The organism is Pseudomonas sp. PA-7-1E (genome assembly GCF_021605325.1).
Classification (GTDB): domain Bacteria; phylum Pseudomonadota; class Gammaproteobacteria; order Pseudomonadales; family Pseudomonadaceae; genus Aquipseudomonas; species Aquipseudomonas fluorescens_BV.
Genome location: NZ_WKFA01000087.1, coordinates 1 through 16,308, shown reverse-complemented (window position 1 = coordinate 16,308; position 16,308 = coordinate 1). Strand labels below are relative to the sequence as shown.

21 protein-coding genes and 1 pseudogene are annotated in these 16,308 nt (G+C 54.8%); 5 read left to right on the top strand and 17 right to left on the bottom strand.

Features of this window, described 5'->3' with window-relative positions:
• Positions 1–62: 62 nt before the first annotated feature.
• From GIW79_RS28350 to GIW79_RS28305, 10 genes are all read right to left on the bottom strand, one after another.
• A complete protein-coding gene (locus tag GIW79_RS28350; RefSeq protein WP_198861632.1) occupies positions 63–299 on the bottom strand; it encodes a tail fiber assembly protein in 237 nt (78 codons plus the stop codon).
• Between the two features lie 11 nt (positions 300–310).
• The gene (locus GIW79_RS28345) at positions 311–1,063 is read right to left on the bottom strand and encodes a hypothetical protein (protein ID WP_236453158.1); all 753 of its coding nucleotides are present in this window, start codon (positions 1,061–1,063) and stop codon (positions 311–313) included.
• Between the two features lie 89 nt (positions 1,064–1,152).
• The gene (locus GIW79_RS28340; RefSeq protein WP_236477457.1) at positions 1,153–1,689 is read right to left on the bottom strand and encodes a phage tail protein; all 537 of its coding nucleotides are present in this window, start codon (positions 1,687–1,689) and stop codon (positions 1,153–1,155) included.
• A complete protein-coding gene (locus tag GIW79_RS28335; RefSeq protein ID WP_057976043.1) occupies positions 1,686–2,324 on the bottom strand; it encodes a phage tail protein I in 639 nt (212 codons plus the stop codon). Before GIW79_RS28335 ends, GIW79_RS28340 begins: the two co-directional genes overlap by 4 nt.
• Positions 2,321–3,316 (bottom strand): baseplate J/gp47 family protein, encoded by a 996-nt coding sequence (locus GIW79_RS28330; protein ID WP_236456040.1) that lies wholly within the window; start codon positions 3,314–3,316, stop codon positions 2,321–2,323. Before GIW79_RS28330 ends, GIW79_RS28335 begins: the two co-directional genes overlap by 4 nt.
• Positions 3,313–3,645: a phage baseplate protein gene (locus GIW79_RS28325; protein ID WP_197900809.1), complete on the bottom strand. Its 333-nt coding sequence runs from the start codon at positions 3,643–3,645 to the stop codon at positions 3,313–3,315. Before GIW79_RS28325 ends, GIW79_RS28330 begins: the two co-directional genes overlap by 4 nt.
• A gap of 9 nt (positions 3,646–3,654) precedes the next feature.
• On the bottom strand, positions 3,655–4,266 hold the full coding sequence (locus GIW79_RS28320) for a phage baseplate assembly protein V (RefSeq protein ID WP_236456042.1): 612 nt from the start codon (positions 4,264–4,266) through the stop codon (positions 3,655–3,657).
• Positions 4,267–4,269: 3 nt separating this feature from the next.
• The gene (locus tag GIW79_RS28315) at positions 4,270–4,785 is read right to left on the bottom strand and encodes a hypothetical protein (protein ID WP_236456044.1); all 516 of its coding nucleotides are present in this window, start codon (positions 4,783–4,785) and stop codon (positions 4,270–4,272) included.
• Positions 4,786–4,807: 22 nt separating this feature from the next.
• Entirely contained in the window at positions 4,808–5,146 is a 339-nt protein-coding gene (locus GIW79_RS28310; RefSeq protein WP_034126475.1) for a phage holin family protein, read from the bottom strand.
• Between the two features lie 592 nt (positions 5,147–5,738).
• On the bottom strand, positions 5,739–6,482 hold the full coding sequence (locus tag GIW79_RS28305) for a LexA family transcriptional regulator (protein WP_169918753.1): 744 nt from the start codon (positions 6,480–6,482) through the stop codon (positions 5,739–5,741).
• Between the two features lie 319 nt (positions 6,483–6,801).
• On the opposite strand from GIW79_RS28305, the gene GIW79_RS28300 reads away from it, so the two are divergent.
• The 3 genes from GIW79_RS28300 to GIW79_RS28290 all read left to right on the top strand — a co-directional run bounded on the left by GIW79_RS28300 (position 6,802) and on the right by GIW79_RS28290 (position 8,142).
• Complete coding sequence (locus GIW79_RS28300; protein WP_186526567.1) at positions 6,802–7,143, top strand: hypothetical protein; 342 nt, start codon at positions 6,802–6,804, stop codon at positions 7,141–7,143.
• Between the two features lie 321 nt (positions 7,144–7,464).
• Positions 7,465–7,635, top strand: coding sequence for a hypothetical protein (locus tag GIW79_RS28295; RefSeq protein ID WP_198832728.1), 171 nt, complete (start codon positions 7,465–7,467; stop codon positions 7,633–7,635).
• Positions 7,636–7,647: 12 nt separating this feature from the next.
• Complete coding sequence (locus GIW79_RS28290; protein WP_186526488.1) at positions 7,648–8,142, top strand: type II toxin-antitoxin system death-on-curing family toxin; 495 nt, start codon at positions 7,648–7,650, stop codon at positions 8,140–8,142.
• Between the two features lie 135 nt (positions 8,143–8,277).
• Here the strand turns inward: GIW79_RS28290 and GIW79_RS28285 are convergent.
• A pseudogene (locus tag GIW79_RS28285) lies at positions 8,278–8,688 on the bottom strand (cell wall hydrolase).
• Between the two features lie 360 nt (positions 8,689–9,048).
• Between GIW79_RS28285 and GIW79_RS28280 the strand changes: the two are divergent.
• Positions 9,049–9,330, top strand: coding sequence for a DUF3077 domain-containing protein (locus tag GIW79_RS28280; protein ID WP_236456046.1), 282 nt, complete (start codon positions 9,049–9,051; stop codon positions 9,328–9,330).
• 310 nt (positions 9,331–9,640) lie between these two features.
• On the opposite strand, the gene GIW79_RS28275 is transcribed toward GIW79_RS28280, so the two are convergent.
• The gene (locus tag GIW79_RS28275; protein WP_236456047.1) at positions 9,641–10,192 is read right to left on the bottom strand and encodes a hypothetical protein; all 552 of its coding nucleotides are present in this window, start codon (positions 10,190–10,192) and stop codon (positions 9,641–9,643) included.
• Between the two features lie 128 nt (positions 10,193–10,320).
• Here GIW79_RS28275 and GIW79_RS28270 point away from each other — a divergent pair, with 128 nt between their 5' ends.
• Positions 10,321–11,661: a site-specific integrase gene (locus GIW79_RS28270; RefSeq protein ID WP_236456049.1), complete on the top strand. Its 1,341-nt coding sequence runs from the start codon at positions 10,321–10,323 to the stop codon at positions 11,659–11,661.
• Positions 11,662–11,682: 21 nt separating this feature from the next.
• On the opposite strand, the gene GIW79_RS28265 is transcribed toward GIW79_RS28270, so the two are convergent.
• The 5 genes from GIW79_RS28265 to GIW79_RS28245 form a co-directional block, all read right to left on the bottom strand.
• Positions 11,683–12,282 (bottom strand): hypothetical protein, encoded by a 600-nt coding sequence (locus GIW79_RS28265; protein WP_186526485.1) that lies wholly within the window; start codon positions 12,280–12,282, stop codon positions 11,683–11,685.
• Positions 12,227–13,252, bottom strand: coding sequence for a hypothetical protein (locus tag GIW79_RS28260; RefSeq protein WP_186526484.1), 1,026 nt, complete (start codon positions 13,250–13,252; stop codon positions 12,227–12,229). Before GIW79_RS28260 ends, GIW79_RS28265 begins: the two co-directional genes overlap by 56 nt.
• A 667-nt stretch (positions 13,253–13,919) precedes the next feature.
• A complete protein-coding gene (locus tag GIW79_RS28255; RefSeq protein WP_236456051.1) occupies positions 13,920–14,687 on the bottom strand; it encodes a DNA adenine methylase in 768 nt (255 codons plus the stop codon).
• Positions 14,688–14,749: 62 nt separating this feature from the next.
• On the bottom strand, positions 14,750–15,175 hold the full coding sequence (locus GIW79_RS28250) for a structural protein (protein WP_236456053.1): 426 nt from the start codon (positions 15,173–15,175) through the stop codon (positions 14,750–14,752).
• A gap of 42 nt (positions 15,176–15,217) precedes the next feature.
• Positions 15,218–16,126: a phage tail fiber protein gene (locus tag GIW79_RS28245; RefSeq protein ID WP_236477456.1), complete on the bottom strand. Its 909-nt coding sequence runs from the start codon at positions 16,124–16,126 to the stop codon at positions 15,218–15,220.
• Positions 16,127–16,308: the final 182 nt, after the last annotated feature.

The window sequence follows — 16,308 nt, the reverse complement described above, 5'->3', positions numbered from 1 at the left end:
TGCAAAAGCCCCTGCGGGGAGGGGCTTTGGGGGAGGCGAAAAAAAACCGCTTTCGCGGTGGGTTATTTCAAAAAGCCAGGTTTAGAGGGCCATACAACTGCATCAGGATCGCTGCCTTGATCGGGAATATCTCGCAAGCCCTGACGGTAGGCCATAAATACAGGACGATCCTTGTCTAACATTGGATAGTCGGGCATGGCCGCGTAATCACTGGCCGCCAGGTCAGCGTCGCGAGCTTTACGAATCAGTGTCCATTTAATCAGCGGGTGAATCTCAGCAAGTGCAAATTCAGGTTTCATCAGTATTTTCCTTAACCCAGAGCCAACATAGTTCCCCAATCGGATGGGTGAGTGACGACACCTGTACAGGCACCGCCAAGCATGACTTCAATTAGTCCACTATTAGAAGTACGCATAGGGTGAATATGCATATAGTGAGAAAAGAACCCTGTCGGGGGCACGGGAACAGCGCACCAGCGCCATTTACCCTTTTTGTTACCCGTAGTCCACGTACCGTCGACAGAACCCTCTACCACCCGAACAAAAGCAGCTATTGTCATGTGAGTATTGAGAGGCACAGGTGTTGTTCCGCTCAATCGTTCCATATCGACCGCACAAGGGAAAGCAAGCCAAGGACTGACATTGTCCTCCGACCATTTCATTTGCCAGACGTGAATGGGGTTTCGCCAATACTCGGCCGAACTAATATCGAAATCAGGAAACTGCTCACGCACATCTGCCTGAACCTGGCGCATAAAATCGACGTCTGCCTGAGGACGCCCCGCCGATTGAGCTACCTGAGTCATCGTCCGTGTTTTTGTCGCTGTGACCTGAGTATGCACATACCAACCGTCAATCAGGTTACCGGTCACATCAGGAGCCATATGAAAGTTTTTTGTCATCGCCACTCTGGGTATATGGCGACTTAAACTCAAAAGCTGGTCTTCATATTTCCTCTGGGCATCTGCAAGGGCTTTATCAATCTCCCCTACCTTACCCGCCACCGTATTCGTTAAGTTGTTTGCCGCGCTGACAACTGCGGCCAATTGCTGTTCAGTACTCAATGTTTGAACTCCTTGTTTTACTGGTCATTCCTTAACGGCTTTCAATCAAGCCAACGTATTGCATCCTGACGGCCAAATGAAGCATGCGATCAATCTGTCTTCGCCTCCAGCGCTATCAGGCGAAACAGCACCCCAATACCTCGTGTCATCGTGTCGATGCTCGCTGCCGAGAGCGACGCTAGCTCTTCAGTCAGCAGGATATTGAGATTCTCAGTCCCCACCGCTACCGTCACGCTATCCGCCGGCAACGGCGAAACATCCAGCGTAAACTTCTGCAGCACCCGCGCCGCCGCCGCTTTATACGTCAGCAACTTCCCCGCCACGGAATACACCGCCAACAACGTCCCGCTGGCGAGGTAAAACCCGAACTCGCCAATCTCATACTCACCATCGCCATCGAACAGCGCGGCCATCCTGAGTTGGCGCTCGCCCAGGTCTTCGTAATCAACGATGGCCACCCGTTGGCGCTCGTCACGCAAGGCCACTTCGCTGCCGTCGGGGTTGTAGCGTGCGGTGCCGGCGCCGATGTGGGTGATTTCGCCTTTGAGGCCCTGGTTCTTTGCCTGCAGCACTTCATCCAAACCTTTGGAGGTGAAGCGCACCAGGCGCGTGATTTCATCTGTCATGGCTGCGCCCTGAGGTCGTAATCGTTAATGGTGTAGTGCTGGGCAACCCCGGCACTGTTTAGTCGGGCCACCAGCGCCAGGTCCGGCAGCGCGCCGTTCAGATAGAACTCGCCGTCGCTTAAAGGCGCGTCGAGCACTTGCGTGAGCGCGAGCTGGCCTTCGGTCTCATGCACGATGGTAATCGTCGCCTGATCACGCTCACTTTTTGCCGCGTTGATGCGGCGGATCAGCCGGTTGTGATCGCCGCTGGACCAGCTGCGCCCGATGATCGCCTGCACGTCGAAGGTGTAAGGCACGCCCAGCGGACGTTGCTGGTACCAGGCGCTGATATTGGGCGTGAAGCCCAATGACTCCACCGCATGACTCAGCGCCTTGGGTGTGCCGGCCTGGCGCTGGATCTGCCAGGACAAGGCCACGGTCAGGCGTTTTTCCGCCTCGCTGGCCTCGGCATCCCACTCGCTGACGCCACGGTCTGCGGCCAGGTAAGGCAGGAACTCGCTGGGGGTGTGCAGCGGGTTCATCAGGGCCGGAAACGGCGGGGTGACGCGCTCAAGCAATGTGCCGAAGCCCAGGTCCAACGCCTTTTCCAGCGGTGAGCTGTTGGCGGGCAGCAAACTCGCTTTGGGTTCACTCATAGCGTGCGCACCTCCACCTCGACGCCCGTGCAATGCGGGGCCTGGAACGCGGTGCTGACAATCGGCGCCAGCGGTTCGAGGATTTGCAGTTGCGCAGCGCCGGCACTGTGGATGGCGTAGTCGATCCAGCTGGGGTCCACCCGCCCTTCCAGGCGGTGGCAGGACTCTGCGTAATCTTGCAGCAGTTTCTGTGCCGCCACTTGGGTCAGCCCCGAGTCCGGGCCGGCGTTGATCTTGGCCACCACGCGAATTTTGTAGGGCTGAATCTGTGCGCCCTGGACGCTGACAAGATCGGTTTCGGGCCGTACATCCGGCCGTGCGAAATGTCGACGTACACCGTCAAGCAAGTCGGCAGATGGCGTGCCGTCACCCTCCCTGGAAAGCACGGTGACCATGACTTCCCCCGGTGCGGTGCGTCGGGCGTTGCCGTCCTTGATCTGCGCCGCATAGCCGTCCGGGTCGAAGGTGTAGGTGACCGTCACCACACCCGGCGTCGCGCTCTGTACTTTCACCGCCGGGCGCTCGCCAAGGGTGAACACTTCACGGCGATACTGCATCCGCGAGCCTGCTGCTGGAGCGTGGGGTGCCAGGTAGTAACGCAGGCGAGCGTCGTCATCGCGTTCCAAAGTAGGCGGCACGGGCGGGAACGCGGCCGGGTCGCCAGGGTCGAGCATTTGGCGTTCCAGGCCCATATCGGCCAGGCGTGCATCCAGGTTACTGCCGGTTGCCCACCACGCCAGCATCTGCTTGATGCGGGCGTTGTATTTGCGCTCGTGGGTTTGCAGACGCACGCAAAAAGCTTCCAGGGCCAGGGTCAGCAGTTCGCTCTCGTTGTCGAGGCTGACCTGGAGTTTGGCTGCGCTTTGCGGCGCGCGGGTGGCGACATAGTCGATGACAAACGCTTTGAATTCGGCCAGCAACGGCTCGAACTCATCCACCTTAATGATGGCCGGTTCCGCCAGTTGGTTCTGGCCGGGGATCAACATGCTCATGTCACGACCTCGAAGGATTGTTGGCGGTTTTTCCAGGTGCCGGCAAACCGCAGCAGCAGGCCGGCGCCCTGGCGGGTAGCGACGATGACCTGAGGGTCAAAGTCGCCAATGCCGTTATGGATGTTGTAGAACGCTTGGGCGGCGTGGCTTTGGGCGAGGATCAGCAAGTCGTCGCCCAGGTTCTGGCCGAGCAATTGCGGGATGAGTGAGCCGTACAGCGGGCGTTTTTGCCGAGTGCCCACAGGAGTGGTCAGCGCCCGGGTGGCGCGCTGCACAAATTGCAGCCAGTCATCGACGGCTGCCCCGGTGTTCCTATCGATTCCGAGCATAGGGTGTCCTTATCGGGGGCTGATGACGCGTCCTTGATGGTCCACCACCGGGCCGCTGAAGTGCGCGCCGCCGGCATCCAGCAACAGGCTGGTACCGCTGACTTGCAGGGTGATGCCCTGGGCGTTGAGGGTCAGGCTGACGGCGCCGACTTTAATGTCGACCTGTTCACGGGAGCCGCTGACGATGGTTGGGCCGTTGACCCAGTTGAAGGTATGGCTGGCATCGTCGTAGTCGCTTTGGGTACCGTCTTGATGCCGGCGCCGGGTCAACGTCGCAACGCTGGAGACTGGCGGAAAACGATCACTGTTGAGGCCAAACAAAGCCACGGATTGCACACCGCCTTCTCCCCCGCCGTAGTTGAGCAGCAGGCATTGTTCACCCACCGTGGGGATACGGGTTTCGGTTTGGGCACCTGCACTGGGGTTGAAAAAGCGGATCGCCGGGGTCAGCAAATCACCGTGGCTGACCTTGCAGGTGTTGCTGGCTGCATCGACCTGCTGGCAAATTCCGATCCGGCAGAAGCTTTCAGCGCGGCGGTAAAGGTCTTCGAGCTGGCTCTCCATCTCTGCCAGGCGTTCGACGATCGGTCCCAATTGCATGCGTAACAGCGCGTCGAACATGGGCTACTCCGCCAGTGGCTTGTATTGGGCCGGGTCGTCGATGTTGGAGACGTCCCAGGTACAGGCAAATAGCGGTTGGCCTGTGGGATCGTCGAGTAACGCCGGCCCCAGATAGAGGGTTTGCGTGAAGGAAACCGTCCAGGTGTCGTAGTCCGTTTCTACGGAAGTGCGCAAAGCGGGCGCAGCGACGATATTCGCCGGCAAATCGCACTGTGCCGGGGGCAGGTCCCATCGGTTATCCAGCACCAGGTCCATCAGTTGGCTGGCCAGGTCGCAGGCATCGAACGCCAATGCACCGGGAGCAACCATGGCCCTGAGTGAAATGGTCAAGACGTGGGCTTTGCGCCCCTCGCGAGAGCGAATGCCAGGGCCATTACCTTCGACCGTAACCATTACGCCGTTTTTTTCAGCGTCGCCCTGGAAATCCTGGTGGCTCCCCACCTTGAGGCCCGGGAGGGCTGCATGCAGCGCCGCGCCAATGGCCTGGGGCAGTTGCGATGGCTTTTCGATAAGCGTCATTTTAGTAGCGTCCTTGCAACAATTACTGCGGGTCCTGGCGGGAGCCTTGGTTGATCCCGATGCGCTTGGCCGCCCACCGCTCGTAAAGGCCGATAGCCACGTCGGCACCGGCCATGGCGGTCAGGCAACCAATGGCGCCGGCGGTCCAGATCGACATGCCGGCGGCGTAGCACAGCATCAAAGCCGAAACCCCGCAAACCATGCACGCCCCGGAACGCAGGGCCAGGCGGCGGATCAACGACCAACCGCGGGCGCCCTCCTTGTCGGCCCGCCACATCTCGCCGGATACACCGCCGATCACTGCCAGTACGATGACCAGCCAGATAGGCATCTCCGCTAACGCTTGCTGTTCACTTGTCATGTCACGCCTCCTGGCTGAGCAATAAATAGTCCGTATTTCATTTACAAATGCTTGAGTAGGTAGGCATTCCAAAAAGCCCGGTCGCCCGGGCTTTTCAGTAATGATGTCCTCGGACTTTCGGCGCTACTGGCGCGGTACGGTCCTTTCCTCGATGTTTTTCCGACCACGATCCCTGTCTGCCGGATAACTGCTTTTGGTGCTTTACGCTGCACACCCGGGTCAGTTGCCAACCCTCTGAACCGTTAAGGCCGGTTCATCGCTGCCTGTTGTTGAAGCGTTGAAACTAAAGAGCGTCGGCATCCTTGCCGGTGTTGCCTGGCATCCCTGTCATCGCTTCGATGGCGTCCTTGCCGATGTTGCGTGCCTTCCTTGTCTTCCTTGGCAGCATCCTTGCCGCCTCCACCAGGCCTTGTTGGCTGGCTTGAGATGAAGAATATGCATGTATGCATATACAGTCAATGCACAAATGCATTTATTTTTTTGCTACAGGAATGCACGGATGCATTCGAAGCCTGGCGGGCTTGGGTTTTGCCGGTTTTCTATGGACGAAAAAAAACCCGCACATGGGCGGGTTTCTTCTTACGCGTGGAGGTTAGCGGGCGTACATGCCCCACCAGAAAACATGACCGAGGATGCTGATCTGCTCATCCTGGATATCCTGGAAGCTGTAGTCCTCATCGGGGTGTTCATCACGGTTGAAGCTGCGCAGGCGAATACCGGAAGGTAGGCGGTAGAGCTGTTTAACCCGCAACTGGCCGTTGTGATTGATGGCATACAGGTCGCCATCCACGATATCGCCAATGCCGCTCTTGCCGGCATTCACCCCTACCGTGGCGCCGTCGCGCAATACCGGCAACATACTGTTGCCACGTACCGTCACGCATTTGGCCTGGTCGAACTGCACACCATTATGCCGCAGGCTGCGCTTGCCGAACCGCAGGCTGGCCTTCTCACTTTCCTCGATGACGAATCTTCCTGATCCAGCAGCCAATTCAACCTCGCGCAGAAAGGGGATCGACACCTCGTCATCATTAACGGGGGTGTCGTCGTCCCACAGGCTTATGTCCTTGAGTTCCGAATGCATCGGGTCGCGCCCATCGTCGCGCACAACGCCCACTGCTGCGCGCCCGCGCAGGTAATCAGTACTTACGCGAAAATACTCGGCGATGCGCGAGATGTGTTTATCCGACGGATCAACGATCTTGCCGCTGAGGATCCGGGACAGTGTGGATTGAGGCACGCCGGTGCGCCGATGGAGCTCCGTGGGGGAGATCCGGTCGCGATCCAGCAGTTCTCTTAAGACGATAGAAACGTTGCGTTTTTGCATAACGCGGATAGTGACGGGAGTTTTTGGGGTTGGCAAATGCTAATTTGCATATTTATACATAAAACCGATGTATTAAGTGACGTTTCGGCCAGTAAAGGAGCTGGAATCGCGTGATAGTCTCGACCTCCTATGGATCGACCCCGATGAGCTTCGCAACGAGTTTGCCGCTTAATCAGCGGGGACGTTCGCGAGGTTTTGCTATCAAGTATATCGACAACTCTGGACGACTTTACAAAGCAGGTGTCGACAAAATTGACTACCATATTCCCGAGCAGCATACACGGGCCGATCTAGCGGCTAAGCTCGGGCCACCATCAGGAGCGCGTTGATGATATCGATCAAGCTGGGCTTGTCCAAAGGCGCAAAAAGCTCCTTTGCCGACTTTATCCGTGACGCAAAATCTGATCAAAAAAAGCGCGTCTACAGTGAGGTTCTGACTGAAGCGACCAAGCAGCAGAATCTCGTGATGATGAGGCAGAAGCGAAAAGAGCTTGATTGCACATCGCCTTTCGAAGCCCGGTACTGTGCCGGGCTTTTTATTGGGTTAATTTGCGTTTTACCTGGCCGTTTGCAACCTGCGAACCCGCCACCTCGCGTGTTAACCTTGCCGCCATCGCAAAAAATGCTGGGCCAAGCGCCCCCTTTGCCCCATCACTTTCAACAGTTTTAGACAGAATTTTCCTGAGATTATCGGTCGCATCCTGATCGGCTGGTCAATTTTACGAACTGCTTAGCCAGATTGCTGTCTGATTTTATGAATGGTCTCAACAGAGCATTTAGATACAGAAATTTCGGTCGATACACACTGTGTGAATGGTAACCAAATGACGAACGGGCTTTCCGATAGTTATTTTTCATTGACTTCATGCGTTGACATATGAAGAATCGCCATCCACTTTAAGTGGACCGTAAATTACGTTTTACGGAGCATGAAGACCATTTCTGGACCAGTTATGGCATTCCCCGGCACCGCCGGGACGAGGAGAAAACCGTGGGACACGCACTGAAAAAAACCGACCGCATCTACATCCCTCAGCGCGACAAATCGCGCGTGGCGGAACCACGTTCGGCTGAAGGCGTATACCAGGCTCAAATCGAAAAAGCCTTCTGCACAGCTTTCCAGCGTTATGAAAAGGCGTTCGAGGCTCTGGCAAAGGTCTAATTTGTGTCGACAATGGATACGTCTGCGCTAAGCGAGCACCTGGAGGGGATTCGCTATCTCACTCCAGATGCTCTTATATGGATTAACAAACGCCTAATTTTAGCGCAAACCCCAACGGAACCGTTGGGCGTCCTCAGCGAAGAACTGCTCCACTCCTCCCAGGCAAGACCTGCGACTCATAGGTACTACACGCAGACAAACGACATGTTCTGTCTTGCCGCAGTTCTTATGGAAAGCCTCATCAAAAACCACTGCTTTGCAAACGCCAATAAGCGAACTGCGGCAGCTGCTGGGTATATTTTTCTCCTCCTGAATGGTTACGAGCTGACCGCGCCCAGCGACGAATTCGTCGATATTATGGTTGGTGTTGCAACTCACGAGTACAGCGCTGAAGATCTTGAAAACTGGCTCGCTCACTGGTCACGTGATTTTGATGCTGCCGACCTTGATGGCCCGAATGAATACATGGAAATGTTTGGGCACTTGATAGTCAAATCAGCCTGCTAACCCCCAACTCCCTACGGCGTCCTGCCGGCCTGCTCGACAAGCCTCATACCTATAAGCCATTCCTGAACCTGCCAGGTGCATGCGGCGCTGATCACCATCGCCAGCAAAGTGTGACCATGATCTGTACGGGCGTCATCACGGCACATCCTTGAAGAAGACATGGTGACCGAGGCGCAGCGTTTGCTTTGCCTTCGACGCCTAGGCCGGGGCTTTGGCACCGTGGTCGCGTAGTAGTGCGTAGCGCCGCCGGTAGGGTCCGGCACCGCACCCGATATAACCTGGTCAGCCGCGCGCTGAACCTAGGCGCACTGCGCGGCAGGGATCTGCTTGGCACCGCTCAGGTAAGTGTAGTTCGGGTCGTTCTGGTTCCAGCAGTTGAACTGCAACGGCTTCAGGCACACGCCAGCATATCCCTCCCCACCAAGATGCGGCCTGGCCGTCGAACACACGCTTGCGAATGGTCGAGGCCAAGGCAATCTGGTCTTCAAAGCCATCGCCGTACAACGTGCGCGCCAGGATATCTCTGTCTTTCTCGGTTGCGTTCACGTATCAGATGCCCTGATACTCCTGAAAAAAGGGGACGTGGAAAAAAGGGGACGCATTTATTTCCAAGACACAATTTTCCCAGTTGCACCCTCCCTATCACCACGCTACCCTTCCATTCGTCGCTGCCAATTCAGCGACCGGGCCTGATAACCCGTCAAGATGCAGGCGCACCAAGCGCCACCAAACCCGATTTGCAGGCGTTTTTTTTCGCCCATCATTTCGTGCAATGGCGGCTGTGCGTGGGAGACCTTCGGGTCTGCCGGGTTCCTGTATCTCCGGTTTATCAGCCTGCGCACAGCTGCCACCCCATTCGCCTGATAACGAACGTGGTAGCTCTCACTTGATATGGGAGTTTTACCGATGACCGCTACAAATCCGCCTGCGTTAACCACTCTTGGTGTCACCCCCTTCTTCTTTCACTCCGACCAACCTCTATTCCGCGTCAACAGCGGTGTTTCCTTGCAAGACGCCTTGCATCACGCATCCGACCTTCTCCATGTCGCCAAACTGCTCGCAGAAGATGCGGCGATGACCAAGGAGACGGACCGTTATGCCTGGGCGTCGCATTACTTGCAGGAAATGGTGAAGGCGGTAGTTGATGATGTGGTGAAGGTGTTGGATTCGCCCGGCAACATTCGGTAAGGAGCTAGGAAGAGGGGCGCGGCGCATTGAATAAATGCGTCGCCTCTTTTTGTGTTTTTACCTGGCCGAGAACCGACAGAACAACACCGGTGCCCTGTCCGCTTTGCGGATTGCTGCAAATGGTGGCGACACGCTAGAAACAAACAGTCTCTGCTGCGCAGCAGCAGGCATCATTGCTCCTCCCAGCGCCACTGCCGAGGCACTCATACCCCACGAAAATCTGCGCAGGGCAGCGCTCAGTGATGTAACGCTAACCGCTCAGAAACGCCCGCTCGCGCAGCCTGGCAAAGAGGGTAAAAAGGCTGCCGCCCTAATCAATAATTTCGCCAAGAAGCCCGTGTTTCTCACAGAAGTCCTCCAAGTATCCATGGACGACGCTGAGGACGTGAGCAACAGGCAGCGTATCCACGCCATTGGAAATCATCACTACTGCGGCCGGAGAGTTCAACGCGTCCCCAGCTCGCGCAATCCCTGCCCTTGCCGGAAAAGTAGTAAACCAAACGGAGGCAGGCTTGACCGCTTCATCGGTATGACGATCTGGGGCGTAATGTTTGAAGGAGTTCGCGATCTCACGACATACCGTGAGGTTTGGGCAAGCATCTCTCAGATTCAACTGGAAGTTTGTCTTCGTAGGCCCCCCTACCTTCTGACCTTTTCCCCAAATCGCACGCTGTAACTCATTTCCGCTGTGCCAGATCCATTCACAAATGTGGAACGCCGTGAGGGCGCCGTTGATTGCAAAATAACTCGACGTGGAAAGGTTATCCACCGCATTGGAGATGTAACTGCGCTGCAGCTGACTTATCTCCCAGTCCAGCTTCAATAACATGTCGTTGATACTTTTCACTTGGAACGTGTGCACCGATTAGCCCCCTTTTATCCACGTTTTGCGAGTAGCGCCCCTGCTCACCGACGTGGGGCTGGCCTTGAGCAATACCCACTGTCAGTCCGCTCAATGTCGCATGACAGCAGCCTGTGGAGAGGAAAAATATGAGATTTCCACGCTGGATAATGATCAGCCGCGCCTCAGAACTTACTGGCTATAGCGAAGACGCCATTCGCCACAAAGTGAAAAACGGCACCTGGGGCCGAGAGCGCACCTCAGGAAGCGGCCTAGAAACCGAGCTGGCAAAGCACAAGGGGATTGAGATACACGGCGGTAACCTGCGCGTTGTGTTCATGTGGCGGCGTATGCGCTGCCGCGAATCCCTCGGCCTTCCGATCACCAAAGCCAACATCAAACACGCCGCCCTATTAAGGGCGGCAATTCTTCATGAGATCAAAACCGACCACTTTGAGTATGGGCGGCACTTTCCAAACTCAAAGCACGCGACCAACTACAGCAGTGCCAAGGACGAAAGGCTTGGGGCATTACTGGAGCGGTACAAGCCGTTGAAGGCTGTCGACATCACGCCGATGACCGAGGAGAAGTACGGCTATGCCTTGGACATCTGCACTGCCTTGGTTGGAATTGATCGTTTCGCCGGAGTTTTGTTGCCCGAAGACATTCAATTGCTGAGGACGTTGCTGATTGCAGATCGAGCGCCGTCAACCGTCAATCACTACCTGGCGACGTTCGCCGGTTTCCTGGGCTGGTGCGAGACCAATGGATACTGCCGCAAGGGATTATCAGAAGCGTGCAATCGGTTCGCAATGCAAGGCCAAGAGCCGGATCCGCTTACTCGTGATGAGTTTCAGCTGCTGGTCGATAGAGGATGCCTTCACCCCCAGGACTCTGCGGCGATTACCTTGGCCGTGTATACCGGGCTTCGACCAGGTGAGCTATGCGCGCTGGCTGTAGAGGACATCGACCTGGACGCAGGGCAGATAAACATAACCCGCGCCATAACCGCCAATGGCACGTTCAAGGTTCCTAAAACGGGGAAGCCCCGCTCAGTATTATTAATGCCACCAGCGGTCGAAGCCTGCCGGGTGTTGCTGTCGATTGTTGCCGATCATCCTGTACGCGTCATTGAGGTGTTCCAGAACAGGCACGAGAGCCGGAAAGAGAGGGTTACCCCACTGCTTTCCCCATCCACTCAGGCGCGCAAGAAGATCATAAACTTCTGGTATGTTCCCACCGCGTGGAACACCAAGTGGGCAGCGATCCAAAAGCGTTCAGGCATCCGTCCACGTCGGCCATATCAAACTCGCCACACCTACGCCTGCTGGTGCCTGACAACTCGAGGTAACATTGCATTCATCGCGAAGCAGATGGGTCACAAAGATTTCACAATGCTGGTCGAGGTTTATGCTAAATGGATGGATGATGAGTCCCCTAAAGAACTAGAACTTATATGGTCAAAATTAAAAGAAACAAAAAGCGCCTAAGGCGCTTTTTTTGAACAGTTATTATCGCTTCAAAAGCCTTAATCTTTCTGCCGTTTTTGACTTAACATCAGTTGTCGTGCTCTCATTTGAATCAGCGATCAAATTATCTAGAGCAAACGAGTGAACATCATAAATTTGGAAAGGCAACAACAAAACCCGATAACAACCTAGTACAAAAAAACCGGCCGAAAACGCTACCGCTGTGGGCTGATGCAAAAAACCACTTTTACTAGAAACCATAGTCAAAATACAAAACAGCAAACACATCAAAAACGAGAACAACGTATTAATTTGAGACATGAGCATGTATCTAGTCTTCTGAGCATACAACAACGTTTGCTCATAAGTCATCTTAGTCAAATATTGGCTACGCCCAGAAAAAAGCATCGCTGTAATCACAAACCCAATTATCACACCGCTAAACGCAATAATAGCATTGAGTAAATTATCATCAACGAAGGAAGCACCAAAGTATCCTGGCACACCACCTACTACTAAGACCAAAGCATTCCAGCACAAATAGGCAGTGTTACTAGAACCCGAACGCGCCACCTCTCCCAGCTCATCACTTACCAGCTTCGCGTTTCTTACTTCTTCGGGAATTAGGTATAAATATTTCATTATCTGCCAGCCCTCCAGATTCGTCCAAAATCCTTTTTCCATCCTTACCGGGAGTGCAAAGTTCCTCTAGATAGAGCACCATCTTGTGTGCAAGTTCGGCACGATCCGGATTTTTCCCACCGACGTCGTCCACATGCACAGTCTTCTTGATCTTAAACTTGGACAATCCACGAATGGAAGATCCGTCATTCAAATGAATTATAACAGTCTCTACCTCTTCTTGCTGCTGCGCTTCGTCGTATGCCTTGATGACCTTATCCGTAGGGAGCTTATCCTTGGATTTCCAATCAACTGTCAAAATTCCCGACGAGGGCATATAACCACGAACACCAGAAAGAACCCCCAGCAATTCACTTTTGCTATTAGGATCCACGCTGGTTACGCCAACGGTAAATCCACTCGCGCCACCAGCACGATCAATCTCTTTAGACAAACTACTTGAAACAGCATCAGTAAAGAAGAAGTTACCTCTTCTACCAAGTCCTATTCCACGCGCCATTTTATTCAAATAACGCTGAATATTATGGACACCGCCGGTACTGCGCGTACTTTCAATTATGGCGCAGCGCCCAAATGCCAACACATGAGAAATATGGATAAACTCTTTAGTTTTACCTTCCTCATCGACTTCCAATGCAACCGTATCAACCACAGCATTTTCTAGGCTAGGGTCAGGTGTAAGCGTATGCGGAATCGTGCCAGGCTCGTATGTCCAAATCTCAAACAGACAGGTGTCATCACCCAGGTCTTGATAGTTATTAAAAAATGTACATTGATTAGGTATCACACTCATATCAGCGAGTGTTACACCCGTCGTATCAGTCCGTGACCCGACGGTGGGAAGCTCGCCGGCCAATACAGCCATCAAGCCAGATAAGGTTGTATCGTTGCCATCTTTGAGCTCAGAAAACTGAATTGGCTTCAGCTGCAGCGTGCGACTGATCGGTTTTCTAGGTGCTGGTATAGCCATGATAATCCTTTATTTTATAGACGCTTCCCTAGGTCGGGCTGAAAGACAGTCACCAGGGCAAATGCTTCCATTGAAAAAATGGGCCAAGGGATGTACTTAAGGCATCATAGCGCGGCCTCTTGGAAAATGACGAGCAGCTTGATGGCACCGTGCCCAAAAAGTGGATGCTAAAATGCCCCTTTTTTGCCCCCACCAATTCGACGAGACACTCTAAGCCACTGATGAATAAAGCAATTTCCGATCTGTCCTCCCACACCCCCATGATGCAGCAGTATCGGCTGGAAATGGTCCAGAGCCACGCCATACGCGGGTTTAAGTAGATCGCTGTCTAAAACTCTACTTTCATTTAACGCCCTTTACACCCAATGAATGCGTGCTAGGTTGAGGTAGTTTTAGACAGGCATAACGACGATGAACGACACTCAGAAACTTGTAGAGATGAACCTCCCGCCGCTGATTCAGAGCCGGGCAACGTCCCACCTCGAACGCATAGCCAGAGCGTCCGACAATGCGTCTCGTACGCTAGCGGGAGAGCGTGCTGCCGGGTTCGTCGAAGGGCTTGAAGCGGCACGCGCTCTGACGCCGGCCACGATAGAGGCGTTATTCCTGATTTTCGATGACGCTACGAATTAACATCCTGCGCGGTGAGCGCTCTTCCCATCAGGGTTTACCAGTTCATGATCGCCAGCTCGCCCGTCACAGCCGCCTTCCTTTGCCGGGGGTTGGCGGTGCTATAGCGGATGTCCATCATCTCTAACCGAAACCCGTGAAACACCTGCCGGATGTCAGGATGATCGTTGATGCTGACCATGACGTTGCCCTGGCAGGTCCGCATGAAGTCGGCCATTCGCTCGTACTCCTCGAAGCCAAATTCCCCGCCATACCCAGCTGTCTGCCAGTAAGGCGGATCCATATAGTGAAAGGTGTGAGGCCGATCGTATTTTTCGGCGCACTTCAGCCAGGGCAGGTTCTCAACGTAGGTTCCGGCAAGGCGCTGCCATGCTTGCGATAGATTTTCCTCGATCCGTAGCAGGTTGATAGGCCGGCCGGTGGTTGCGGTGCCGAACGTCTGCCCTGTGGATTTTGCGCCAAAGGCGTGATGCTGGAGATAGAAGAACCGCGCGGCTCTCTGAATATCCGTCAGCGTCTCGGGGGCCGTCATCTTTTGCCACTCGAATATCTGCCGAGAGCTAAGCGCCCACTTGAACTGGCGCACGAACTCCTCCAGGTGGTGCTGGACGACGCGGTACAGGTTCACCAGGTCGCCGTTGAGATCGTTCAAAACCTCGACTTTTGCAGGTTCCTCTCGCTTGAAGTACAGCGCAGCGCCGCCGGCGAACACCTCGACGTAGCACTCGTGATCTGGAAACAACGCGAGCAGGCGCTTCGAAAGACGGCGCTTGCCGCCCATCCATGGAACGATTGGGTTTGTCATTTGCGATCCTTCGCGATTGATGTGAATTGAGAGATGCTAATTTTTTCGAACAGCGATGTAGGTCATGCCAGTGCCCGCCGCACGCCTTCGGCCAACACCGCATCAGGGTAGGCATAGCCTGCGTTCTCGTGATGGATGATGGCTTTGACGAATCCAGCCATTACAGCGGGCCGGGCCAGATCCACCTCGGCGCCAGGTCGGGTGCCGGTGTTCACTTCGACCGCACGCACGTACGCCGCGGTGTCGTTCTCCACCGACGGTGCCCAGCGGCTGATTATCGCCTTCACAGTCTTCAGGCCATGCTTGCGCTGGTAGGTCAGCAGCAGCTTACCCAGGGCACGAATACCGTTCTCCGGGGTGTCGAACCTGGCAAAGCGCTTCTCGATCGCAAGGTCGGGCTTGAGCTGCCCCTGCCACTGGTTGCTCGCGTTGTAGTCAATGTTTCCGGGGTTTTTGTTACGGACGCCGCGGGTTTCGATGTTCGGCATAATTTTCTCCAGGCGTAAAAAAGCCCGCTCAGTGGCGGGCTGTCATTCTTCGGTGGTGGCTGGGAGTGGCGGCGGTGGTGATGGGTACTCAATAGCAGGCATCTCAAGACGCACATCGATCCAGCTGTTGAGCGGTACATCTATCGGCGCCCCACGACCTGACACCATTTCCCCGTCATCAGTCAGCGTCCAACGCTGCTTGAATAGACGTACCGTGACGGCCCCATCTTCATCCTGGTGGCTTTCGGTGATACCCAGCATCCGACCGCCATCTGGCGAGACCGGGTCATGCGTTCGCCAGCCTTCAAGTGCCAGCCCCAGGCATCCAGTGATGCGGTACTCGCCGACACCCAGCCGCTCAACCGCTACACCCTGGGCCTGGTCGTTTGCAACGCCCCAGCCGCCGACGGGCTCGAAAGTGGTTTCCTGCAAATCAAGGCGGGTGGTATCAGCAACATTTGCAATGCGGACAATTGGCGATGCTGCCGACAGAACTCCGCCTGAGCCCCTGGTGGTGTTGCCGTCGTGGTAGATCTTGCGCCATGGATCAGGCCCACCATTTCCCGCTACAGTGCGAAACATAAGGTTCATGCTGCCAATTGAAAGAACTTGGCCCACTAAGTCCACAGCGCAGTTTTGGAATGGGAATTGAGCTCTCATACCAGCCCAATAAAGCCCGCCCGCAGGGACGTTTGTTGTGTTGTCCCCGTAAGCTGTGAAGTGACTGCCGATTTCCGCGAAGGCCGAGTTTCCGACCATCGCTGCTGGTGCACTCACATCTTGAATTTCGCCTGGCCCAATACCTACATTTTTATTTGAGGCAGTGCCAAGTAGACCATTACGAGAGTAAAGCTCTTGGGTCATGGCGTTAATTTTAATGGCAGCACTGCGGGTTGTATCGCCGCCAGCACCTGTGGGTGCAACACCGATATTTATTTCTTGTCTTGCCATTTAGAGGCTCCTTGAAAATTAAATTTATGCGGATATTTTTCCAAACATAGCAGGCAGCAAAAAGTAAATTGGATTCGATACGGTTGTGACACTAAACCTCAAAAGTGAGGCGGCAAAATCATACCTAAGCCCAGTTCCGCGAGACTCATTATTTCCGCCCATCATTGGCATTCTGGCATTGT